The sequence below is a fragment of the Roseateles subflavus genome, assembly GCF_030285365.1.
Taxonomy (GTDB): domain Bacteria; phylum Pseudomonadota; class Gammaproteobacteria; order Burkholderiales; family Burkholderiaceae_C; genus Roseateles_B; species Roseateles_B subflavus.
This window is the reverse complement of sequence record NZ_JASVDS010000006.1, coordinates 93,474-115,137: the sequence shown is the minus strand read 5'-3', so window position 1 is coordinate 115,137 and position 21,664 is coordinate 93,474. Positions and strand designations below refer to the sequence as shown.

General features: G+C 70.2%; 21 protein-coding genes and 1 pseudogene. 5 read left to right on the top strand and 17 right to left on the bottom strand.

Annotated elements, in window-relative coordinates; translation table 11 throughout:
• Positions 1-11 precede the first annotated feature (11 nt).
• Positions 12-2,255 (top strand): polysaccharide deacetylase family protein, encoded by a 2,244-nt coding sequence (locus QRD43_RS18930; protein WP_285984064.1) that lies wholly within the window; start codon positions 12-14, stop codon positions 2,253-2,255.
• A 55-nt stretch (positions 2,256-2,310) separates the two neighbouring features.
• Here QRD43_RS18930 and QRD43_RS18925 read toward each other — a convergent pair whose 3' ends face one another.
• Positions 2,311-3,624 (bottom strand): right-handed parallel beta-helix repeat-containing protein, encoded by a 1,314-nt coding sequence (locus QRD43_RS18925; protein ID WP_285984063.1) that lies wholly within the window; start codon positions 3,622-3,624, stop codon positions 2,311-2,313.
• Between the two features lie 126 nt (positions 3,625-3,750).
• Between QRD43_RS18925 and QRD43_RS18920 the strand changes: the two genes are divergently transcribed.
• Positions 3,751-4,818: a GNAT family N-acetyltransferase gene (locus QRD43_RS18920; RefSeq protein WP_285984062.1), complete on the top strand. Its 1,068-nt coding sequence runs from the start codon at positions 3,751-3,753 to the stop codon at positions 4,816-4,818.
• 19 nt (positions 4,819-4,837) lie between these two features.
• On the opposite strand, the gene QRD43_RS18915 is transcribed toward QRD43_RS18920, so the two are convergent.
• From QRD43_RS18915 to QRD43_RS18900, 4 genes and pseudogenes are all read right to left on the bottom strand, one after another.
• The gene (locus QRD43_RS18915; protein WP_285984196.1) at positions 4,838-5,242 is read right to left on the bottom strand and encodes an FKBP-type peptidyl-prolyl cis-trans isomerase; all 405 of its coding nucleotides are present in this window, start codon (positions 5,240-5,242) and stop codon (positions 4,838-4,840) included.
• Positions 5,216-5,560, bottom strand: a pseudogene (locus tag QRD43_RS18910) (FKBP-type peptidyl-prolyl cis-trans isomerase); the annotation flags it as partial. The pseudogene QRD43_RS18910 and the gene QRD43_RS18915, both read right to left, overlap by 27 nt.
• Positions 5,561-5,594: 34 nt before the next feature.
• Complete coding sequence (gluQRS, locus tag QRD43_RS18905) at positions 5,595-6,524, bottom strand: tRNA glutamyl-Q(34) synthetase GluQRS (RefSeq protein WP_285984061.1); 930 nt, start codon at positions 6,522-6,524, stop codon at positions 5,595-5,597.
• On the bottom strand, positions 6,521-7,432 hold the full coding sequence (locus QRD43_RS18900) for a LysR family transcriptional regulator (RefSeq protein WP_285984195.1): 912 nt from the start codon (positions 7,430-7,432) through the stop codon (positions 6,521-6,523). The genes gluQRS and QRD43_RS18900 overlap by 4 nt, the downstream gene beginning before the upstream one ends.
• A gap of 188 nt (positions 7,433-7,620) precedes the next feature.
• Here QRD43_RS18900 and QRD43_RS18895 point away from each other — a divergent pair, with 188 nt between their 5' ends.
• Entirely contained in the window at positions 7,621-8,358 is a 738-nt protein-coding gene (locus tag QRD43_RS18895; RefSeq protein ID WP_285984060.1) for a pirin family protein, read from the top strand.
• 76 nt (positions 8,359-8,434) lie between these two features.
• Positions 8,435-9,154, top strand: coding sequence for a DUF599 domain-containing protein (locus tag QRD43_RS18890; protein ID WP_285984059.1), 720 nt, complete (start codon positions 8,435-8,437; stop codon positions 9,152-9,154).
• Between the two features lie 36 nt (positions 9,155-9,190).
• Here the strand turns inward: QRD43_RS18890 and QRD43_RS18885 are convergent, their stop codons facing one another.
• The 3 genes from QRD43_RS18885 to QRD43_RS18875 are packed head-to-tail and all read right to left on the bottom strand — an operon-like array spanning position 9,191 to position 12,871.
• Positions 9,191-10,111: an ATP-grasp domain-containing protein gene (locus tag QRD43_RS18885; RefSeq protein ID WP_285984058.1), complete on the bottom strand. Its 921-nt coding sequence runs from the start codon at positions 10,109-10,111 to the stop codon at positions 9,191-9,193.
• Positions 10,108-10,926 carry a hypothetical protein gene (locus QRD43_RS18880; protein ID WP_285984057.1) on the bottom strand — a complete coding sequence of 273 codons (819 nt, stop codon included), beginning with the start codon at positions 10,924-10,926 and terminating at the stop codon, positions 10,108-10,110. Before QRD43_RS18880 ends, QRD43_RS18885 begins: the two co-directional genes overlap by 4 nt.
• Before the next feature lie 55 nt (positions 10,927-10,981).
• Positions 10,982-12,871, bottom strand: a complete 1,890-nt coding sequence (locus tag QRD43_RS18875; protein WP_285984056.1) for a S8 family peptidase — start codon at positions 12,869-12,871, stop codon at positions 10,982-10,984.
• A gap of 219 nt (positions 12,872-13,090) precedes the next feature.
• On the opposite strand from QRD43_RS18875, the gene QRD43_RS18870 reads away from it, so the two are divergent.
• Entirely contained in the window at positions 13,091-13,342 is a 252-nt protein-coding gene (locus QRD43_RS18870) for a hypothetical protein (RefSeq protein WP_285984055.1), read from the top strand.
• Between the two features lie 500 nt (positions 13,343-13,842).
• Here QRD43_RS18870 and QRD43_RS18865 read toward each other — a convergent pair whose 3' ends face one another.
• From QRD43_RS18865 to QRD43_RS18825, 9 genes are all read right to left on the bottom strand, one after another.
• Positions 13,843-14,610 carry an ABC transporter ATP-binding protein gene (locus QRD43_RS18865; protein WP_285984054.1) on the bottom strand — a complete coding sequence of 256 codons (768 nt, stop codon included), beginning with the start codon at positions 14,608-14,610 and terminating at the stop codon, positions 13,843-13,845.
• Positions 14,611-14,614: 4 nt separating this feature from the next.
• Positions 14,615-15,733 carry a succinylglutamate desuccinylase/aspartoacylase family protein gene (locus QRD43_RS18860; protein ID WP_285984053.1) on the bottom strand — a complete coding sequence of 373 codons (1,119 nt, stop codon included), beginning with the start codon at positions 15,731-15,733 and terminating at the stop codon, positions 14,615-14,617.
• A 53-nt stretch (positions 15,734-15,786) separates the two neighbouring features.
• On the bottom strand, positions 15,787-16,473 hold the full coding sequence (locus QRD43_RS18855) for an ABC transporter permease (RefSeq protein WP_285984052.1): 687 nt from the start codon (positions 16,471-16,473) through the stop codon (positions 15,787-15,789).
• Between the two features lie 13 nt (positions 16,474-16,486).
• On the bottom strand, positions 16,487-17,179 hold the full coding sequence (locus QRD43_RS18850; RefSeq protein ID WP_285984051.1) for an ABC transporter permease: 693 nt from the start codon (positions 17,177-17,179) through the stop codon (positions 16,487-16,489).
• Positions 17,180-17,318: 139 nt separating this feature from the next.
• Positions 17,319-18,110 (bottom strand): ABC transporter substrate-binding protein, encoded by a 792-nt coding sequence (locus tag QRD43_RS18845; protein WP_285984050.1) that lies wholly within the window; start codon positions 18,108-18,110, stop codon positions 17,319-17,321.
• A 71-nt stretch (positions 18,111-18,181) separates the two neighbouring features.
• The gene (locus QRD43_RS18840) at positions 18,182-19,150 is read right to left on the bottom strand and encodes an alpha/beta fold hydrolase (RefSeq protein ID WP_285984049.1); all 969 of its coding nucleotides are present in this window, start codon (positions 19,148-19,150) and stop codon (positions 18,182-18,184) included.
• 4 nt (positions 19,151-19,154) lie between these two features.
• Positions 19,155-19,928 carry a sulfurtransferase gene (locus QRD43_RS18835; protein WP_285984048.1) on the bottom strand — a complete coding sequence of 258 codons (774 nt, stop codon included), beginning with the start codon at positions 19,926-19,928 and terminating at the stop codon, positions 19,155-19,157.
• Between the two features lie 69 nt (positions 19,929-19,997).
• Positions 19,998-21,023, bottom strand: a complete 1,026-nt coding sequence (locus tag QRD43_RS18830; RefSeq protein ID WP_285984047.1) for a peptidylprolyl isomerase — start codon at positions 21,021-21,023, stop codon at positions 19,998-20,000.
• Positions 21,024-21,173: 150 nt separating this feature from the next.
• On the bottom strand, positions 21,174-21,548 hold the full coding sequence (locus tag QRD43_RS18825) for a VOC family protein (protein WP_285984046.1): 375 nt from the start codon (positions 21,546-21,548) through the stop codon (positions 21,174-21,176).
• Between the last annotated feature and the right edge of the window lie 116 nt (positions 21,549-21,664).

Below are 21,664 nucleotides of genomic sequence, written 5' to 3'. Positions count from 1 at the left end.
GCCGCCGCCCCATGCCCATGATGCTCTCCCTCACCCGCAGGTTCGGTCGCGGCAAGCTGACCATCCTCTCCTTCCATCGCCTTCCGCTGGAGGCGCAGTGCATCGACCCGCACGAGTACAGCTTCGAGCGCTTCCAGGACCTGGTCCGGGAACTGCAGGCCTCCTTCCGCATCCTGGCGCTGACCGAGGCCGTGGACCTGCTGCGCGCCGGGCTGCTGAAGGAGCCGGCCGTGGTGCTGACCTTCGACGACGGCTACAAGAGCTGGATCGAGCATGTGGCACCCTGGCTGAAGGCGCAGGGCCTGCGCGGCACCTTCTTCATCACGACCGCCCAGCTGCGCGGCCAGCCGCTGTGGAACGAACGCATCGAGAGCGCCATCCACCACCTGCCGCCTGAGCAGAAGGAGCTCGCCGGCGTGCCGGGCGCAACGCTGGGGCTGGACGTCAGCACCCGCGAGCGCCGCGTCGATGCCGTGCGTCTCGTGACCGCGGCGCTGAAGTACCAGCCGCAGGCGCACCGCCACGAGGCGATGGCCGAGCTGGAGCGCCGGTGCGGACCGTCCTACGTCGGGCCGGCCTGCTTCGATGCGGATGACCTCCGGGCGCTGCAGGCCATGGGCATGGAGATCGGAGCTCACTCGGTCAACCACCCGATCCTGTCCTGCTGCACCGAGGAGGAGGCCGAGCGCGAGATCCGCGACAGCCGTGCCGACATCGAGGCCATCCTGGGTCCGATGCGCATGCCCTTCGCCTACCCGAACGGCGAGCCCGGCAAGGACTACACCAGCCGCCATGTCGACATGGTGCGCCAGGCCGGCTACGCCTGCGGTGTCAGTACGCAGAAGGGCTATGCCTCGCTCGACAGCTGCTTCCTGCAGCTGCGCCGTTTCACGCCCTGGGGCGCGACGCCGGGCTCGCGGGCCTTCCAGCTGCTGGGCAATCTGCTGCGGGCGCCGGCGCCGGATCCGGCCCGGCCGGCCCGGCCGCATGCGGCGCTGATGGTGGCCTTCCATTTCCCGCCCCAGGCCGGCTCGAGCGGCGTCCTGCGCAGCCTGAACTTCGCCAAGATCCTGCCCGAGGCCGGCTGGGATGTGAGCCTCCTGTCGGCCACCGCGAACGCCTACGAGCGCACCAGCGTGGACCTCATGGCCCAGGTGCCGCCGGACATTCGCCTGGACCGTGCCTTGGCGCTGGACGTGCGGCGCGACCTCTCCATCCGGGGCAAGTACCCCGAGCTGCTGGCCATGCCGGACCGCTGGTCCAGCTGGTGCCTCGGCGGGATCCGGCGTGGCGTGCGTCTCGTGCGCAGCCGCCAGGTCCAGCTCGTCTGGAGCACCTATCCGCTGCTGTCCGCCCACCTGATCGGCGGCATGGTGGCCCGCTGGACGGGCCGGCCCTGGATCGCCGAGTTCCGTGATCCCGTCTACCACGAGGACTGGGAGGCCAGCCGCCTCAAGCGCTGGCTGCTGCCCCGTCTCGAAGGCTGGGCCGTGCGGCGCGCCACCTGCTGCGTCGTGACGACCGACGGTGCCCGCCAGCTCTTCGAGCGCCGCTATCCGGAGGCCCGCGGCCGCGTCCATGTGATCGAGAACGGCTACGACGAAGGCTCCTTCGACGGCGCCCAGGCGCAGCGCCTCGACCTCGCCCCCGAGCGGCTGCTGATGCTGCACAGCGGCGCGATCTATCCCAAGGAACGCGACCCGAGCAGCCTCTTCCGTGTGATGGCCCGCCTGCGGGACAGCGGCCGTATCGACGCCAGCCGACTGTGCGTGCGCTTCCGTGCGCCCGGGGCCGACCAGGCGATCCGGGACCTGGCCCAGAAGTTCGGGGTGCAGGACATGGTCGACGTCGCCGGGCCCGTCCCCTACCGTCAGGCGCTGCAGGAGATGATGGGCGCCGAGGTGCTGCTGGTGTTCCAGGGGGCGGCCTTCAACAACCAGATCCCGGCCAAGATCTACGAGTACCTGCGCGCCTTGCGCCCGATCCTGGCCCTGGTGGATTGCGAGGGCATCACCGCGCGGCGCCTCTCGCAGTTCGAGGGCGTGCGCAACGTCGACGTGCTCGACGAGCAGGCGATCGAGGCAGCCCTGCTGCAGTCCTACGATGCCTTCCTGGCCGACCCCGCCGCCTTCCGCGCACCGGTGCGGACGGTGGAGGCGGTGTCTCACACCTCACGCCAGCATGGCGCCTGGCAGCTGGCCCAGCTGATGACGTCGGTGGACGCGCGCTCGAACGACGCACCGCTGCGGGGCTAAGGGGCTGAGGGCCGGGCAGGGCCGCTGACGACCTGCCCACCCAGGGCCCGGCCGCTCAGGGCTTGATCTTCAGCGTGCGGTCCAGCGGCGCGGCAGCGAGGCCGTCGCTGCTGACATCCTTGTTGGCGAAGGTGCGCACCGTGCCGTCACCCTGGTTGCCGATCAGCCGTGCAGCCGGGCTCGTGCCGCGGATGTTGATGCCTGCGGTGTTGACCAGCACATTGCCCTCCAGCGTGATGCTGGTGGCGTGGTTGATGTCCAGGCCCGCATCGTTGCAGTTGGCGATGATGTTGGCGCGGGCCAGACCGTTCTCGTGCTCGGTGCGGCACAGCTGGTCGCGGCAGTAGCTCGGGCCCGTCAGGCCGCCACCGAAGGAGATGCCCAGCCGCGTGCCGCGAGCCGAGACGCCCTCGGCGGCACAGATCACGAGGTTGCGCTCGATGCGTCCGCCGCTGCCGCCGCCCTTCATGAAGATGCCGTAGCTGCTGGTCCTGTCGTCCGGATGGATGAAGTGACGGACGATGTTCTCGTCGACGATCCAGTGGCTGGCCGCGACGATGTCCACCGGATTGGCCGGCCGCGTGCTGAGTCGGTCGCCCTCGTTGGTGAGGGTGTTGTGCGTCAGCCGGCCATGGTCCGGGAACAGGCCTTGGCTGCCATTGACCTTGATGTGCGAGTCGAAGTCGCGGATGACGTTGTTCTCGGCGCGGAAATGGCTGGCCTTGCCGGTGATGTGCAGCGCGTGCTCGCAGCCGGGGGGGCGGCAGCGGCCCTCGATGTCCAGATCCTCGAAATGCCAGTGCGGCTCGGTGACCTCGAACAGCGTGGCGGTCTCGCTCATCAGCACGGCGGCGCGCGGGTGCGCGGCCCGCAGCGTGATCGGCTGCTCGGCGGTGCCGGCCTGGCGCGTCCACAGGGTCCGGGTGATGAGGTAGCGGCCATCCGCCAGCTCCAGCACGTCGCCAGGGCGGGCGTCCTGCAAGGCCAGCTCCAGCGCGCCGGTGCTGTCGATGGGCCGGAGGCGGCGGCCGAGGTCCTCGTCCGTTCTCGCACGGAGGCCCTGCGCCTGCTGTCTTACACTGCGGGCGCTCTCTGCGCGTGCGCCACGGCCGTGATCGGGGTGCTGGCGCAGGTCCACCTCGGGCTCGAGCCAGGACTGCCAGCCCTGCAGCATGGGCTGGAACACCGTCTCCAGCTTGGGATGGCCCTCCAGGCGCTTGAGCAGGTAGCGGGCATAGTCGTTGCTGCGCTTGGACGTCCAGGGCGTGCCGCCCAGGCGGTCGAGGTCGGCGTAGATCAGCTTGAACGAGACGATGAGCACGAGCAGCAACAGCGCCGCGGCAAAGAGGGGCAGTCGTCGGACTTTCATGGACTTGGACGGGGCGATGATGGCGAGGCGAGCAAGGTGGGGGGCCCGTGCCCCGTCAACTGGCAGGCACAAGGAAGCGGCGGCGCCGGCCCTGGCCGCTTGCCGTTTCAAGGCCCCGATTCTCTGATGTCCTGCTTCCAAACCGAGCCCTGGTTTCGCCTCATGGCCACCCGCGGTCTGGGGGGGCAGGGCACGCCCGTGCGCTTCTCGTCGCCGGCCGGGCAGGGGGCGGGCCTGTCCCTGTGGCTGTGTCGCCATGACAGGCCCGTGGCGCCCGCCGGCGCGCGCCTCACGGCTCTCGGCAATTTCTATACCCCCCGCTTCGGCCCGGTGGTGGATGCCGAGTCGCCGCCCTGGGCCAGCCGGGAGGCACTGGCCGCCGCCGTGCAGCTCGGGACACAGCTCCGCGGCGATCCGGCCGGGGCCGTGCTGAGCCTGCAGCCGCTGCAGGCCGACAGCGATGAGCTGCGCCTGCTGCAGCAGGGGCTGCAGGCCGCCGGCTACCGAACCGACGTCTACCACTGCTTCGAGAACTGGGTCCTGCGCTGCGAGGGGCTGCGCTTCGAGACCTTCTGGGCCACGCGCAGCTCCCGGCTGCGCAACACCGAGCGGCGGGCCCGCAAGCGTCTGGCGGCCGAGCAGGCCCTGGAGATCGAGATCGTGAGATCGCCGGGCCCGGCGCTCGAGCGGGCGCTCGAGGACTTCGAGGCGGTCTACGCGGACAGCTGGAAGCAGGCCGAGGCCCGCCCCGACTTCATCCGGGCGCTGGCGCAGCAGATGGCCGAGGACGGCCGGCTGAGGCTGGGCGTGCTGCGTCTGCAGGGCGTGGCGCAGGCCGCGCAGCTGTGGTGGGTGCACGAGGGCGTGGCCAGCATCTACAAGCTGGCCTACCGCGAATCGGCCGCGAAGCTGGGCGTGGGGACGGTGCTGTCGGCCACCTTGTTCCGCGAGGCCCTGGACAGCGGCGAGGTGCGCCTGATCGACTACCTCAACGGCTCGGAACCCTACAAGCGCGACTGGGTTGACGAGCGGCGGGACTTCGTCGGCCTCGTGGCCTTCGACCTGCGGCGTCCCGCGGCCTGGGGGCCGGCGCTGCGGCATTTCGGGGCGCGCTGGCTCAAGGGCGTCCTGAAACGCCTGCGCCCGCACAAGGCGGGCGCAGCGGCGGACGACGCGGCCCAGGACGGCGCCTGAGCCCGCGTCAGGGCGGGCCTCAGACGGCCAGCAGCTCGACCTCGAACAGCAGCGTGGCGTTCGGCGGGATCACGCCACCGGCACCGTAGGCGCCATAGCCCAGCTCCGACGGGATCACCAGCATGCGCTTGCCGCCGACCTTCATGCCCTGCACGCCTTCGTCCCAGCCCTTGATGACCTGGCCGGCATCGAGGTGGAACTTGAAGGGGTCGTTGCGGTCCTTGCTGGAGTCGAACTTCTTGCCGCGCTGGCCGTTCTTGTAGAGCCAGCCGGTGTAGTGCACGGTCACGCGCTTGCCGGACACGGCATCGGCGCCGTCACCCACGGCGACGTCCTCGTACTGCAGGCCGCTGGCGGTCGTCTGCAGGGTGAGGTTCAGGGGTTCGCTGCCGCCGGACAGGCCCAGCAGCTCCACCTCGAACATCAGCGTGGCATTGGGCGGGATCACGCCGCCCGCGCCGCGGGCGCCATAGCCCAGCTGCGCGGGGATGACCAGCACGCGGGTGCCGCCGATCTTCATGCCCTGCACGCCTTCGTCCCAGCCCTTGATGACCATGCCGCCGTCGAGTTCGAACTCGAAGGGCTGGCCGCGGTCCTTGCTGGAATCGAACTTGGCGCCCTTGACGCCGTCCTTGTAGAGCCAGCCGGTGTAGTGCACGCGCACGTCATGGCCCGACTTGGCCTCGGCGCCGTCGCCGACCTGGGTGTCTTCGTACTGCAGGCCGGTGGAGGTGGTGATCATGGAAATTGCCTCATGGGAAATGCGAATCCCGGGATCATGCCATCAAAGAAGGGCCCCCCGACCGCGCGGCCCAGGCCGCCACGGCAGCGGCGAGCCAGTCGCCGGGCCGCTCGCCGGGCAGCGGCGGCAGGCCGAGCACGGCGCCGGCCGAACGCAGCGCGGCCAGCGGGTCTGCCAGGTCCAGCGCCTGGGCGCCGTTCTGCTTCGAGAGCTTCTCGCCGTTGGCGCCGCGCACGAGCGGGCTGTGCAGGTAACGAGGCTGCGGCAGGTCCAGCAACTGCTGCAGGCGGATCTGCCGGGGCGTGTTGTCCGCCAGATCCTCGCCGCGCACGACGTCCGTGATGCCCTGTGCGGCGTCATCCACCACGACGCAGAGCTGGTAGGCCCACAGACCGTCGGCGCGCCGCAGCACGAAGTCGCCCACGGCCTGCGTGAGGTTCTGCCACTGCGGGCCGAGGCGACGGTCCTGCCAGTCGAGGGTCAGGTCTTGCCAGCCCGCACGATCGGCCGTGCTGAGCAGGCGCCAGGCCCGCGCCTGCGCGGCGGGCAGGTGGCGATGGCGGCAGGTGCCGGGGTAGACCAGCTCGCCATGGCGGGGACGTTCCATCTCCCGCGCGGCCAGGGCCTCGGCGATGGACTTGCGCGTGCAGTCGCAGCCATAGGCCCAGCCGCCGTCGATGAGGCGCTGCAGGGCGGCGGCATACAGCGGCTCGCGCCGCGACTGCCAGACCGGCGGCTCGTCCGGCACCAGGCTCAGCGCCTGGAGCTGGCCGAGGATGGCGGCGTCGGCACCAGGCACGCAACGGCCCTGGTCATGGTCCTCGATGCGCACGAGCCACTGGCCGCCATGGGCGCGCGCGTCGAGCCAGCTCGCCAGCGCCGCCACCAGCGAGCCCGCGTGCAGCAGGCCGGTGGGCGAGGGGGCGAAGCGGCCGCGGTAGGGGGCGGCAGCCGTCGACGTCACAGCAGCAGGCCCTCGTGCTGCTCCAGGAGGGCCAGACGGGTGACGGGGCTGCGCAGCTGCTGCAGCCACCAGGCCAGGGCCCGGGCCGGCTGGGGGCCGGCGCGCCAGGCGTAGTTGAGCGGCACGGGCGGGCGCACCTGCGCGTAAGGCTTGTGCACGAGCCGGCCGGCCTCCACATGCCGCCGGACCATGGAGTGGGGCAGGGAGCCGCAGCCCAGACCGCGCAGCAGTGCTTCGAGCTTGGCGGCCATCGACGGCATGGTCAGCACCTCCTGACCGGGCATGACGCCCACCGTCATGGGCAGGAGCTGCCGGGCCGTGTCGGCTACGGCAATGATGCGGTGATGGGCGATCGTGCCCGGGTCGAGCGGCCCTTCGTGGCTCGCCAGCGGGTGGTGGGGCGCCACGACGAAGATCATCTCCATGTCTCCCAGCGGCTCGCAGTGGAAGCTGCTGCCCGGCGGCTGGGTGGTGGTGCCGATGGCGAGGTCCGCCTGCCCGGAGCTGAGCGCCTCCCAGGTGCCGGCCAGCACCTCGGTGCGCAGCTTCAGGCGCGTGGGCGGCGGCCGGCCGTCCTCGCGCAGCTGGTAGAAGGCCTCCATCAGGTCGTACACGGCACGGCGGGCGATGGCGTCGTCGATGGCGACGGTCAGCGTGCTCTCCCAGCCGGTGGCCACGCGGCGGACGCGGTTGGCGACAGCGTCCATCTCCTGCAGCAGGCGCCGGCCTTCGGTCAGGAGCTCCAGGCCGGCGGCGGTCAGCACGGCCTGGCGGGAGCTGCGGTCGAAGAGCAGCACGTCGAGGGCGTCCTCGAGCTGCCGCACGCTGTAGGTCAGGGCCGACGGCACCTTGCCCATTTCCCGGGCCGCCGCGGCGAAGCTGCCGGTGCGGGCGATGCTGTCCATCATCGACAGCGCCTCGGGCGTCAGCACGCGCCGGCTGCCCTGGTGGGCCTCCAGTGAGAGCGTGCCCAGGGCGTAGGGGCTGGCGGGTTCTTTCTGCGGCATGGCTTCATCTTATTTGAATGCTGGCTTCAAGCGCACGCGGCCCCGGATGGGCGGGGCTTCCCTACAGTCACTGCAGGAGATTGCCCATCATGTCCCAGACCCAGCTGATCCGTTCCTGCGACCGCGGCTATGCCGACCATGGCTGGCTGAAGAGCTTCCACAGCTTTTCCTTCGCCGACTACTACGACCCCGCCCGCATGGGCTTTGGTGCCCTGCGGGTCATCAACGAGGACCGCATTGCGCCGGGCACCGGCTTCGGCACGCACGGCCACCGGGACATGGAGATCATCAGCTACGTCCTCGACGGCGAGCTCGCCCATCGCGACAGCATGGGCAATGGCGAGTCCGGCGCGGCCAATGCCGGCGTGATCCGCCCCGGCGACGTGCAGCGCATGAGCGCCGGCACCGGCGTGCTGCACAGCGAGTTCAACCATGCCAAGGACCGGGCGACCCATTTCCTGCAGATCTGGATCCAGCCCAACCAGCGCGGCGTGGCGCCTGGGTACGAGCAGAAGCACATCGAGGCGCAGCGCAAGCGCGGCCGACTGGCGCTGATTGCCGCGCCCGCTGGCGAGGCCAGCGCGGCGGATGCCGTGATGATCCACGCCAATGCACGGGTCTATGCCGGCCTGTTCGATGGCGACGAGCAGGAGACCCTGGCGCTGCCCTTGGACCGCCTGGCCTATGTGCATCTTGTGCGCGGTGCGCTGAGCGTCAACGGCCAGCGCCTGGCCGCGGGCGACGCCCTGCAGCTGCAGGGGGCGGATGCGCTGCTGCTCTCGGCGGGCGAGAACGCCGAAGTGCTGGTCTTCGACCTGGCGCCCTGACCGCCATCGAGCCGCCCCGTCGGGGCGCGGCTCGACACGAGCCTCGCCGGGCAGGCGTGCTCGCTACACTGCTGCCATGCAAAAGCTGTTCTCGCATCTGGGCCTGCTGCCCCTGGCCGACTGGCTGGCGCTGGCCGGCTTCTTTCTGGCCTGGGTGGGCTATGCCCAGTTCGCCAAGCGCCGCGCGCAGCAGAAGGGTTCGCTGCTGGCCATCACCAACCAGGTCCGGCGCCGCTGGATGATGCAGGTCACCTACCGCGAGGTGCGGGTGATCGACGGTGTGGTGGTGCAGAGCCTGGCGTCGAGCCCGTCCTTTTTCGCGTCAACCACCATCCTGATCCTTGGCGGGCTGCTGGCCGCTCTGGGCGCCAGCGACAAGGCCAGTGAGCTGGTCCAGGAGCTGCCCTTTGCCGCCACCACCACCAACCTCGTGTTCGACCTCAAGCTGGTGCTGCTGACGGCCATCTTCATCTACGCCTTCTTCCGCTTCACCTGGAGCATGCGGCAGTACACCTTCGGGGCGCTGCTGGTGGCCTCGGCGCCGGAGTCGGAACAGTACGAGCGCGATGGTCTGGACCGCGACAGCTTCGCCGACCGCGCCGGACGCGTGGTGGGCATGGCCGCGGAGACCTTCAATGACGGGCTGCGCGCCTACTACCTGGCGTTTGCCGCCATCGCCTGGTTCTTCTCGCCCTGGGCCATGGTGGCCGCCACGGTGGGGGTCATCTACATCCTCTACCAGCGCGAGTTCCACTCCGAGGTGCTGGACGTCCTGCGCGAGGCCGTCCGGCACTGAACCGGCGCACCCCGCGCCGGTGGGGGCCTGCCTTGCTCAGTGCAGCGCCTCGGCACCCCGCAGCAGGCGGGCCAGCGCGCCCGAGATGTCCTGCCCCGTGGCGTCCTCGAAGAAGCTGTAGCCGGGGCTAGGATTGGCCTCGAAGCAGTAGGTCTGGCCGTCTTCCTCGAGCATCAGATCCAGGCCCACGAAGGGCAGACCCAGCACCTGCGAGGCCCGCAGGCAGCGCTCGCGCGTGCGCGGCTCGAGCGTCGTCGGCCGCAGCTCGGCGTGGCCGCCCTGGCGTGAGGCGTAGCGGTAGTCCACCACCTCGGCGTCGATCTCGGTGGCATAGACCTCCTGGCCCACCACATGCACCCGGACATTGCTGCCGCGCAGGCGCCGCTGGAACAGCGTCGGGCAGTGGCGCAGGCGGTCCAGGCGGCCGCGGGCCTCAACGTCCAGCTCGCGCACGATGGAGCGCACGCCGCTGGCCGACTTGAAGATGAGCGGCCCGTGCTCGGCCTCGAAGGCCAGCACCTCCGCCGGGTCATTGCTCACAAGGCTGGGCGGCACCGCGAACCCGAGTGCTGCCAGCAGGCGCAGCTGATAGGGCTTCGAGGCGTTCGATCCCATGGCCGAGATGCGGTTGACCACCATCCCCGGAAACAGCTCGCCCAGGTCCGACCAGGCCTGGCACCACTGCTGCTGCCGATGCTGCGCCGCGACGCTCACCCGGGCGCCCGGGCGGCCGAAGGGGCGCAGGTAGAGGCCCTGGATCTGGTCGAAGTCCCGCTCGGCACCGTCGTGGGCAAATCCCCCCACGAGTCGCCCCTGCGCCAGCGCATGGTGCGGGAGGTGCTCGGCCTCCCGCTCCGGTTGCAGCCACAGCGGGCGCGCGCCCTGGTGTCGCAGCGCCTGCACAAGCATGTCGCAGGGGGCATCGCTGCCGATGATCAGTACGGTTTCGTCGCTCATGGATGGCACTCCCGGGCGGGGGCGGTATGGAGAGGGAAGGCGGGGCCATCGACCGGCGCCTGTGAGAGTGGCCGGGCGGGTCGGGACGGGCGCAGGGCCAGGCAGTCGAGCAGGGCCTCGTGGACGGGGGCGTCCAGCTCCCGCAGCAGCGGGCGCGGATCGGCATGGTCGAAGACCCAGGGGCCACCGCGCTCACGGCTCAGCCACACCTCCAGGAGCGCGACACCCAGCTGCCGGGCGAAGGCCGGCAGGGCGTCCAGCCAGGGCTGCAGGGTCGGGTCTTGCCGGGCCGATGGCCCCGACTCCGGCGCTGGCAGGCAACGGTCGCCGAGGACGAGCAGGCGCGTCCGTACCAGGCCCGTGGCCAAGACCGCGCCGGGTTCTGCACGCGTGGCCAGCCCGGCCTGCGCCGCCTGCAGACGCCACCAGCTCGGCGACGCCTGCGGCCCGCCCAGGCCGGTCGGATGGGCGGCGTTGAGCACCGGGCAGGGCAGGCTGGCCAGCCAGAAGGCCAGCACCGCCTGCCATTCCTGCTGCAGGTAGGCCGCATCGGCCTCTGCGCCCGCAAGCTGCACCGGCCCCAGCCGGTTCAGCACCGCCCGCAGGCGGTGGCTGGCGATGCGGTGCGGCCCGAGCTGCAGGGTGCTCTGCGTGGCCCCCTGACTGTCCATGCGAAGCGACCAGCCTCGCGCCTGCAGCAGTGCGGGTGCGGGCACGGCGAGCAGCGTGCCACCCGCCGCCTCGGCGGCCGGTGCCAGGGCGCGTCGCAGCGGCTCGGCACTGGCGTCGTCCAGCTCGTGCAGCAGGAGCCACACGGGCCGCTCGTCCCCGCCGGGGGGCACCCCGGCGTTCGCGTCAGCGGCCCTCACGTCAGCTGCCCTGGCCGTCGTCACCACCCCCGCCGACCATCGGCCGCAGCTCCGGGGGGATGAAGTGCTCCTGCGCCCCGAGACCCTGCAGCTGCAGCATCTGCGCCAGGCTCTGCACGGTGGCCTCGAGCGCCGCCAGGCGCGCCTCGCTGGCACCGCCCTCTGCCGGCGGTCGGATGACCCCGCCGCCGCCGATGCCGCCCTCGAAGACGTCCTTTTCCTTGTCCTTCTCCTTGATGGGCTTCTCGATCTCCTTGAACTCCTTGTGCTCCTTGAGTTCCTTGATCTCCTTGGTGTCCTTTTCCTTGTGCTCCTTGATGTCCTTGAGATCCTTGTCCTTGATCTCCTTGGTGTCCTTCTCCTTGATGTCCTTGATGTGGTCCTTGAGGTCCTTTTCCTTCAGGTCCTTGTCCTTGATCTCCTTCAGCGTCTCCTTGAGGATGGGCTTGGGGAAGAGCTTGCCGTGGATCTGGCGCAGGTTGGGGCGCTTGCCGATGCGCTGGCTCACCGGGCGGCCGGGTTCGTCCTGCTGCGGGGAGCCCGTGTCGCGCAGCATCTGGCGCGCGGTGGCGGGAGTCAGCAGCGGCTTGCCGGCGGCGCGCAGCCAGCCCTGCACGCAGCCCAGGGCGCCGACGACGATGGGCGAGGCGCTGGACGTGCCCGAGAAGGTGTCGGTGTACTGCGTGTTGGTGCTGGTGTTCTGCAGGTCACCGTAGCCGGTCGAGGTGACCTCGCGGCCCCAGCCCTGGCAGTCGACGGCCGAGCCGTAGTTGGAGAAGCCCAGGCGTGAGCGGTCCGCGCCGTGGTTGCGGCCGTGCGTTCCCGGGGGCGGTGCGCCGGCGCCCACCAGGATGGCGCCGCACTGCGGGTTGTTGCGATTGAAGGGATTGCGCCAGCTTTGCGGGAAGCCGTTGGGGCGGACGCTGTAGAGCGCGTCGTCCAGGTTCTCGGCCCCGTTGCCGGCAGCCTCGACCACGAGGATGCCCTTGGAAGTGGCGTACAGGATGGCGGCGAAATCATCGGGCCACCACTCGATGCCGATGTAGCCCAGCTGGTCGTCGCGGGCCTGGAAATTGTGGCGCGGCCCGGCGCGGTGGATCTCCAGCAGGATGATGTCCCCCGGGCCCAGGCGGTCCGCAGCCTTGCGGATGGCGGCGGCGGACGGGTTGGTCACGAAGGAGATGGTCGAGAGCTTGGCATTGGGTGAGATGCCCATGATGCCCAGCGAGTTGTGGTCTCCACCGATCTCGCCCAGCACGGCGGTGCCGTGGTGGTTGTTGGCCGAGTTGGTGCCGTCCAGCAGACCGCCGGAGTTCGCCAGCAGGTCCTCGTGGCTGAAGTTCCAGCCCCACTCGAGGTCGATGATGCGGCCGCCGTCGCCCCGGCCGCCCGGCTTCGTCCAGGCGAAGCGGGCGTCGATGCCGGCGGGGGCGGCGTCCAGGTAGATCTGCCGGGCGTTGAAGTCCGGCGTGGGGGCGGGGGCGCCGTCCGTGGGGGCGGGCATGCCGTCTGCCTCCCCCTGCTCGCGGAACACCGGCGGCTCGCCGCCCGGCTTCAGGTAGGCGCCCTCGATGGCTTCCTCGTTGAGCAGGTCGGCGATGACCTTCTTGGGGTTCTTCACATCGCCGCTGAGCACGTAGTAGCTGCCCGGGTCCGGCGTCTCGCCGCCGGCGTGTTTCATCATGGGTTCGCTCATGACGGCCCGCACGGCAGCCTCGTTGTCCCCGAACAGGGGTTCCAGGCTCAGCTTGGCGCTCTTGAGCAGGCTGTTGAGCCCGCTGACCTTGGCGCCGGCGCCAGCGCTGACCGAGGGCATGCCCTTGGGCGATCGCAGGGCGGCGGATGTCTTGGCCACCACGATGATCTCGGGGGCGGAGTAAAAGTCCTTCATTGAGTAAGCCTCCTTGTGGACCGGCGGTTGCCGGCTTAGGCTCAGTGTCGAAAGTGAAGCGCTGCCGCTCAAGCGACGGCGTCCTCAAGCCTGAGGACACGGTTCGCTCATCTCCCTAGATCGCAGGCCCGCCATTCGAGGGGTTGGGGCCCAAGACTAGGGGGCCCGTTGGGGGGAGAAGGCGCCGACGCTGCGCATGGACACCTTCAGGAACTTCCCATGGACACACCCGAACAAGCCGTGCTGCTGCTGATGCCCGGCGGCTCCCTGGCCTCGCTGGCGCCGCTCCTCGATCACCTGGGCCTGCGGGCCGCGCCCCAGCACCCGGGCAGCACGGATCCGACACTCCAGGGCTGGTACACCCTGCACCAGACCCGCCCCGGCGACCTCGATGCCGCCCTGGCCCGCCTGCAACAGGCGCCGGGTGTCGACGGTGCCTACCGCAAGCCCGGTGGCGAGCCCCCCGCCTAGCCGGACATGCCCGGCAGCGCGCCGCTCAGGCTCACGCTGGGTGGCGTCTCCCCCACGTTCCTTGCAGAACGGGACCCGGCGAAGGTCCCGTTTTGTTCCCCAGCGGTGCTCGACGATCCGCCGGTGCCGGTCCCCGATCTCGCCTCCGCGGCCATGCGGCGCAGCAAGCAACAGCGCGTCACTCAAGCTCGCCCCCGGTTGGCGTGCCTCCTCACGCTCACAACAAAACGGGACCCGACGAAGGTCCCGTTTTGTTCCCCAGCGGAGCTCGGAGATCCGGCGATGCCGGGCTCACGGGCTCGCCCCCTGGGCAGGCCGGCGCCGCTGGCAAGAGCGCGTCACTCAAGCTCGCCCCTCGGGCGGCGTGTCCCCTCACGCTTAAAACAAAACGGGACCCGACGAAGGTCCCGTTTTGTTCCCCAGCGGAGCTCGGAGATCCGGCGATGCCGGGCTCCCGAGCTCGCCCCCCTGGGGGGGCCGGCGCAGCCGGTAGGGGGGGGTCACTTCAATCCCCCACTGAGGAACGCCTTCAAGCGATCACACTGCGGCCGTACCAGGATCTCCTTGGGGTGGCCCTGCTCCTCCACGCGGCCCTGGTGCAGGAACAGCGTGTAGTTGGACACCTCGCGCGCGAAGCCCATCTCGTGGGTCACCACGATCATGGTGCGGCCCTCGGCGGCCAGATCGCGCATCACCTTGAGCACTTCGCCCACCAGCTCCGGGTCGAGGGCGGAGGTGGGTTCGTCGAACAGCATCACCTCGGGTTCGACCGCCAGGGCGCGGGCGATCGCCACGCGCTGCTGCTCACCGCCGGACAGCTGAGCCGGGTAGACATCCTTGCGGTGCGCCACGCCCACGCGCGCCAGCAGGGCTTCCGCCTTGTCCACGGCCTCGGCCTTGGGCACGCCCAGCACATGCACCGGGGCCTCGATGACGTTCTCGATCACGGTGCGGTGTGCCCAGAGGTTGAAGTTCTGGAACACCATCGCGAGGCGCGAGCGCCAGTGCTGCAACTGCTTCGCGTCGGCCGCCTTGAGGCTGCCGTCGCGGTCGCGCACGAGCTTCAGCTCCTCGTCATGCAGCCACAGCTGGCCCTCGAAGGGCTGCTCCAGCAGGTTCAGGCAGCGCAGGAAGGTGCTCTTGCCCGAGCCGCTGGAGCCGATCAGCGTGATGACGTCGCCCTTGTTGGCGGTCAGCGACACGCCCTTGAGCACCTCGCGGTCGCCGTAGCGCTTGTGCAGGTTCTCGACTTTCAGGCTCGCACTCATCTCTTCAGGCTCCCAGCAGCTTGCCGCTGCGCAATGCATTCAATCCGGCCACCTTGGCGACACGCGCGCCGGCGGTGACGAAGCGCAGGTTGTCCCGCGCGAACAGCAGGCCGTCCACCGGGCTGCGCAGCTCGGTCAGGCGGGCCGTGACGGGGTCGATCACGTGGGCCAGCACGTCCCCCTCGCGCACCTCCTCGCCGGGCTGGCGCAGGAAGGTCAGCACACCGGCCACGGGCGCCTTGATGGGCATGGATCCCGCCAGCGGCCGCGCACCGCCCACGGCGGCGGGCACGGGCTTGGCCTCGCCGGCCAGGGCACCGCGCCAGCGCAGGTAGTCGAGGATGTTGGCGGCGTCCTGCTCGGCGAGCGGATGCTCCACATCCTGCTGACCGCGCAGCTCGACCGTCACGGCGAGCGTCGCCTGCGGGATGGGGAAGCGGTCCCCGAAGCGCTGCTGCCACTTCCACCACACCTGCGAGCAGGCCTCGTCGAAGGGGTTGTCGCCCGAGTCGGTGGCCAGCAGCGTGACCCGCGAGCCAAGGAAGCGGGACAGCGGCTCGCACTGGTCCCAGGCGGGCGTCTCGCAGTAGAGGTGCAGCACGGCCTGGGCGTCGCAGTGCAGGTCCAGCACGACGTCGGCATCGCAGGACAGACCCATGAGCGTGCGGCGCAGGCTCTGCAGCTCGGTGTCCACGGGATGAGCCAGCACGGCGCGCTTGAGCTCGCGGCGCAGCACCGCCACGTTGCGGGCGGCGTCCGCGCCCAGCTCGGGCTCGGCGGCGCGGGCGGCGGCCTCGATCTGGTCGGGGTAGTGACGGTTGAAGTTCTCGCCCGAGAGCAGCTCGAAGCGCCCCAGGTGCCCCTGCAGCAGCCACTGGGACAGGCCGATCGGGTTGGCCATGGGGACCAGCACGATCTCGCCGGTGATCTGGCCGGCGGCGTCCAGCGCATCGAGCTGCCGGCGCAGATGCCAGGCCGTCAGCATGCCGGGCAGCTCGTCGGCATGCAGCGAGGCCTGGATGTAGATCTTGGGACCGGCGCCCGGCGTGCCGTAGTGCAGCGACACCAGCTCGCGCTGCGTGCCCGGGGCGGGTGAGAGAAGGGTATGAGTCTGGATCTGCATGGTGAGGACTCCGGCAGGGCACGCCAGGGCGGGCCCGCCCGTCAGCGCCGTCATCAGCGCGGCATCAGCGGCTTGAGCCAGCGGGCCTCGGCCTTGTGGAAGAGACCGACCAGCGTCAGCGTCATCAGGAAGTAGAAGACGGCCGCGGTGATGAAGGCCTCGAAGGGGATGTAGTAGGTCGAGTTGACCTCGCGCGCCACGCCGGTGAGGTCCATCAGCGTGACGATGCTGGCCAGCGAGGTGCCGTGCAGCATGAAGATGGCCTCATTGCTGTAGGCCGGCAGCGAGCGGCGCAGTGCGGAGGGCAGCACGATGCGCCGGAACATCACCCAGGGGCTCATGCCCAGGGCGCGCGCCGCCTCGATCTCGCCGGCCGGCAGGGCGCGGATGGAGCCCGCGATGATCTCGACCGTGTAGGCGCAGGTGTTGAGCACGAAGCTCAGGCAGGCACAGAACCAGGCCGAGCTGAAGTACTCCCAGGCCCAGCTCTGCTGCATCCACTCGAACTGGCCGAGGCCGTAGTAGATGAGGAAGAGCTGCACCAGCATGGGCGTGCCGCGGAAGACGTAGGTGTAGAACCAGATCGGGCCGGAGATCCACTTGCGCCGGCTCACGCGCAGCACGGCCAGCGGGATGGCGAGGCTCAGGCCCAGCGCGAGCGAGATGGCCAGCAGCTGCAGCGTGATCCAGGCGCCCTCGAGATAGTGGGGCCAGTTCTCTTGAATGGCTTCGAAATTCATGGACGGCCTCCGCTCAGAAGTGGCTCTGGCGCACGCCGATCGACAGGCGCTTCTGCAGCCAGTTGAACAGCAGCTCGGAGAGCGAGGTGAAGGCGAGGTAGATCACGGCCACCGCAGCATAGAAGACGAAGGGCTCGCGCGTGGTGCCGGCGGCCTGCGAGCCGCGGGTCATCAGGTCATGCAGGCCGATCACGGAGACGATGGCCGTGCTCTTGATCAGCACCAGCCAGTTGTTGGACAGCCCCGGCAGCACGTGGCGGAACATCTGCGGGAAGGTGATGCGCCAGGCGATCTGCGAGGGCGACATGCCGTAGGCGAGGCCCGCCTCGCGCTGCCCCGGCGGCACGGCCAGGAAGGCGCCGCGGAAGGCTTCCGTCAGATAGGCGCCGAAGATGAAGCCGATGGTCAGCACGCCGGCGACGTAGGGGTCGATGTCGATGTAGTCCTCGTGCCCCAGCGACTGCGCGATCTGGTTGACCGCCACCTGGCCGCCAAAGAAGATCAGCAGCATCAGCACCAGGTCGGGCACGCCGCGGATCAGCGTGGTGTAGACGTAGGCCAGGCTCTTGGCCCAGCGCCAGCGGGACAGCTTGGCCATGGCCCCGAGCAGCCCGAGCACCATGGCCAGGGCCATGGAGGCGAGCGCCACGCTGAGCGTGATCACCGAGCCCTGGAGCAGGCTGGGCAGGAAACCGTGCAGGAACATCGCGGGAGAGCCGGCAGATAGAAAAACCAAGGCGCCCCCGGGTGCCGGCGGGCGCCTCCTTGAATTCGAGGTCTGGGGGCGCATTATCAGCGCAACCGGACCTCGAGGCCGCGGCCCGCCCGGCGGGCCGGGTCCAGGCTTACTTGGCCGAGATGTCGTACTCGAAGTACTTGTCGTTCAGCTTCTTGAACGTGCCGTTGGCCTTCACGGCGGCGATGGCGTCGTTGAACTTCTTGGCCAGCACCTTCTCGTCGGCCTTGCGCATGCCCACGCCGGAACCGACGCCGAAGTACTTCACGTCGTCATAGCTCGGGCCCTGGAAGGCGAAGCCCTTGCCGGCCGGGGTCTTCAGGAAGCCCTGGTCGATGGCCACGAGGTCGGCGATGGTCAGGTCGATGCGGCCGGACTTCAGGTCCAGGAAGGCCTGGTCCTGGGTGGCGTAGCGCACGATGTTGCTTTGCTTGAAGGTCTCGGCCACGAACTTCTCGTGGATCGTGGCGCGCTGCACGCCGATCTTCTTGCCCTTCAGGCCGGCGGGGCTGAAGTCGAACTTGGCATCGGCCTTGGCGGCGAAGCGGGCCGGGGTGTTGTAGTAGGGGTTCGAGAAGCCGATGGCCTTCTTGCGGTCGTCCGTGATGGACATGGACGCGATGATGGCGTCGATCTTCTTGGCCTGCAGGGCCGGGATCAGGCCGTCGAAGTCCTGTTGCACGAGGGTGCACTCGGCCTTCATCTCGGCGCACAGAGCCATGGCCAGGTCGATCTCGAAGCCCTTGAGCTTGCCGTCAGCCCCGACTTCCGAGAAGGGGGGGTAGGCGCCTTCCACACCGATGCGGATCTTCTTCCAATCGGGGGCCTGGGCCGAGGCGGTCAGGGCGCTGAAACCCAGGGTGGCCACGGCGGCCAGGGCGATCAGATGGCGTTTCTTCATGGGGACTCCTGCTCGTCTTGCGAGACTGGTTGGTAAGACTCGATCTTGCATGCCGGCCGACGGCGGCCGCATCAGGGTTTGAGCGAGTGCAGGAAGTCCTGCACCGGTGTCAGGGTCTGCTGCGGGTCCTCCTCCTGCGGCACGTGCCCCAGGGTATCAAAGACCACCAGCCGGCTGTTTGCAAGTCTTTGTTTCAGCTGCTGGCCATAGGCCAGCGGAATCAGACGGTCGCGCCCGCCCCAGAGGATGAGCGTCGGCTGCCGGATCTGGGCCAGCATGTTCGCATAACGCCCGGGCTCCAGCTGCTCGAATCGTTGCACGAGGGCTGCACGGTTGCCTTCGCGCAAGGTCAGCTCGAAGTAGCGGTCGACGAGGGCCTCGCTCACCCGGCCGGGGTCGCCATACACATTGCGCACGCTGCGCTCGATCATCTGGCGCGGCAACAGCTGCGTGGCCACGGCACGAAACCCGGGCAGACGCGCCAGGCGGAAGCCCAGCGGCACGGACTCCGACTGGAAGGCTAGGCCCGCGGCATCCACGAGGACCAGGGCCTGGACCCGCCCGGGATGGTGGGCGGCGTATTCCCAGGCGATCTGCCCGCCCAGCGAGTTGCCCCCGAGGACGACCGGACCGAGCTGCAGGTGCTTGAGCAAGGTGTCGAGGAAGTCGAGGTAGGCGGCGTCGTGGTAGTCGCCCCCGACGCTCGGGCCGGTCAGGCCGAAGCCGGGCAGGTCGAGGGTGATGACGCGCCGCTCCTGGCTCAGCGCCTTCACCCAGGGCTCCCAGGTGTGCAGGCTCGAGGACGTGCCATGCAGCAGCACCAGCGGCGGCAGTGGCCCGTGGGGACCCTCGTCACGCAGATGGACGAGCTGACGGCGGCCTTGCCAGGGCAGCTCGATGAAGTCGGACGGCGGCGGGGCCCAGCGAGCCACCAGGGACGTCAGCGGCCGCTCCGGCGCCTTGAAGGCCGCGGCACCCAGTGCCAGCAGCAGGATCAGGAGACCCAGTCCCCGCAGCAGCCAGGCGCCCAGGGTCTTCATGGGGTCAGGCCTTGCCTGCCGGCTTGACTTCCGAGGAGGGCGCCAGCCCGGCGTCCAGGGCCTCGCGCTGGTCGAAGACGAAGCAGCTGCCGTGGTAGTGGGCGCCATCCGTCTCCTCGAAGTACTTGAGGATGCCCCCCTCCAGTTGATAGACGGGCCCGTCCAGCCCCTGCTGCTGCAGCACGATGGCCGCCTTCTCGCAGCGGATGCCGCCGGTGCAGAAGCTCACCACCGTCTTGCCCATCAGCTCGCTCTTGTGGGCCGCAAGGGCGGCGGGGAAGTCGGTGAACTTGCCGATGCGCCAGTCGATGGCGCCGTCGAAGGTGCCGTAGTCCACCTCGAAGGCGTTGCGGGTGTCCAGCGTCACGACGGGCCGGCCCTCGTCATCATGGCCCTGGTCCAGCCAGCGGCGCAGCGTGGCGGCGGGCAGGGCAGGTGCGCGCGGCAGCTGGTCCGGCCTGATCGCCGGCATGTTCATGCGGATGATCTCCGGCTTGACCTTCACGAGCAGCTTGCGGAAGGGCACCGCGGCGCTCCAGCTTTCCTTGGGCGAGAGCCCGGCGAAGCGGGCGTCGGCCTGGAGCATCGCCACCCAGCCGCGCACGGCCTCCGGCGTGCCCGCTAGGAAGAGGTTGATGCCTTCCTCGGCCAGCAGCACCGTGCCCTTGAGCTCGCGCGCCAGGGCCTCGGCGTGCAGGCGCTCGCGCAGCTCGGCCGCATCGGGCAGGGCGACGAACAGGTAGCAGGAGATGTTGAGGATGGGCGCAGGGGACGACATGGCGGCGGATTCTAGGGGCGGCCCGCCTGGGGCGTCAGCGCGCGGGAGCCGATGACGCCCGCCGGGCCCTCACGGCGCCGTGCGCACCGGCGGCAGTGCGCCGCAGAGCTCCACCTTGGAGGGCTCATGCACGAACCAGCCACCGCCCCGGAAGCGGCGGCTGTTGAGCCAGGCCTGCCAGGTGGCGGTGTCGGTACGCAGCACCTGCAGGCGCGGACGCTCCGCTTCCGGGATGTCGGCCAGCACGCGCACGCGGGTGATGGGCGTGCGCTCCTCGGCCTTCTCGTAGAAGCCCAGCGCACCGGTGCCGCGAGGCAGGCTGGAGAGCTTGTCCATGCCCTGCAGCACGCGGCCGACGGTGGTGATGTTGAGGTCCAGCGCCCGCGGGGCGTGGCCGATGATGGCGTAAAGCCCGCTGCCGTCGCTGGAGTCCGGCTCGTTGCCGCGGGCCGCGCCCACGATGCTGTTGCAATGCGTCAGCCAGGCGCGCCCCTTCTTCGGATCGATGGCGACGGGCCAGCCGTCCGCGAAGCCGACGCGCGCGGCCCAGGTGTCGCGCTCGGGCAGGGCGGTGACTTTCAGCCCCTTGAGCGGGCGGTCGAACTCGGCCGGTGCCTTGGCGAGGTCCTCAGGCTTCTTGCGGGCCTTGGCGTCGTCCTCCTCGGCATCGCCCCACTGGGTGACGTAGTTCTCCTGCGAGCGAATGATGGCCAGACCGTCGAAGTAGCCGGCGCGGGTCAGCTGGACGATGTTGGCGGCATGGGCCGGGGCGAAGGCGCTGGCCAGCTCGATGACGACCTTGCCGCCGGGCAGCTCCATCTGCACGGCCTGCTCCGGGTTCACGGCGCGCCAGTCCTCAGGCTTGGAGGCCGCGAGGATGTCCGCGCTCGACGGCTTCTTGCCTGCGGCGGGGCCGGCCGGCTTGGCCGCCGGGGCAGGCGAAGCCGCGGTGGAAGCCGCCGGGCTGGCCGGCGCCGCGGCGGCCTGGGCCTGGACCGCCCGCGGCGCGCTCAGGCCGAGCACCGCGCTCAGGGCCAGCGTCAGCGCGGGCAGGGTTTGACGGACGGAGGGCGGGGCGGGCACGAAGCGGGGCATGGGGACTCTCGGCGTCAGCAGGGATGGTCGCGAAGCATACGGCAGCGGGCATCGCCCTCGCACCGCATCATCCCTGAGAGGCGGGGTCGCCCGGGCGCTGGGCGCCCCGCCGCGCCCGATGTCCGCCACTCGGGGACGGCGCCCCGTGCCTCAGTCGCCCTCGGGATGGAACACGCGCAGGCGGTGGCCGTCCGGGTCCGTGGCGACGAAGGTGTAGCCGAAGTCCAGCGCGACAGGCGCCTGCGCCACCGGCACGCCGGCCGCCGTCCAGCGGGCGTGCAGCTGGTCCACCGCGCCGCGGTCCGGCTGGGCGAAGGCCAGCTCCGTGCCGCCCCCGCCGCTCGTGGGCGCCGGCTCGGCGGTGTGGCGAGACCACAGACCCAGGCGGGCGCTGTCCCCGAGCGCGAGCATCGCGAAGGTGGGGGACGATTCCAGCACGCGGGCGCCGACATGCTCGCGGTAGAAGGCCGCGCTGCGCGCCGGCTGGTCGACGAAAAGGATCTGGAGGCTGGGGCTGAGGTTCATGGGGGTCTCCCTGAGAGGGGGTGGATCGGACGCCTCGTCCTGAGGCGCTGAGGCCATGCTAGGCAGGCGCATTGACAGGATCTGTCAGTAGCCTTCGGCCCGCGTGCCGCAGCGGC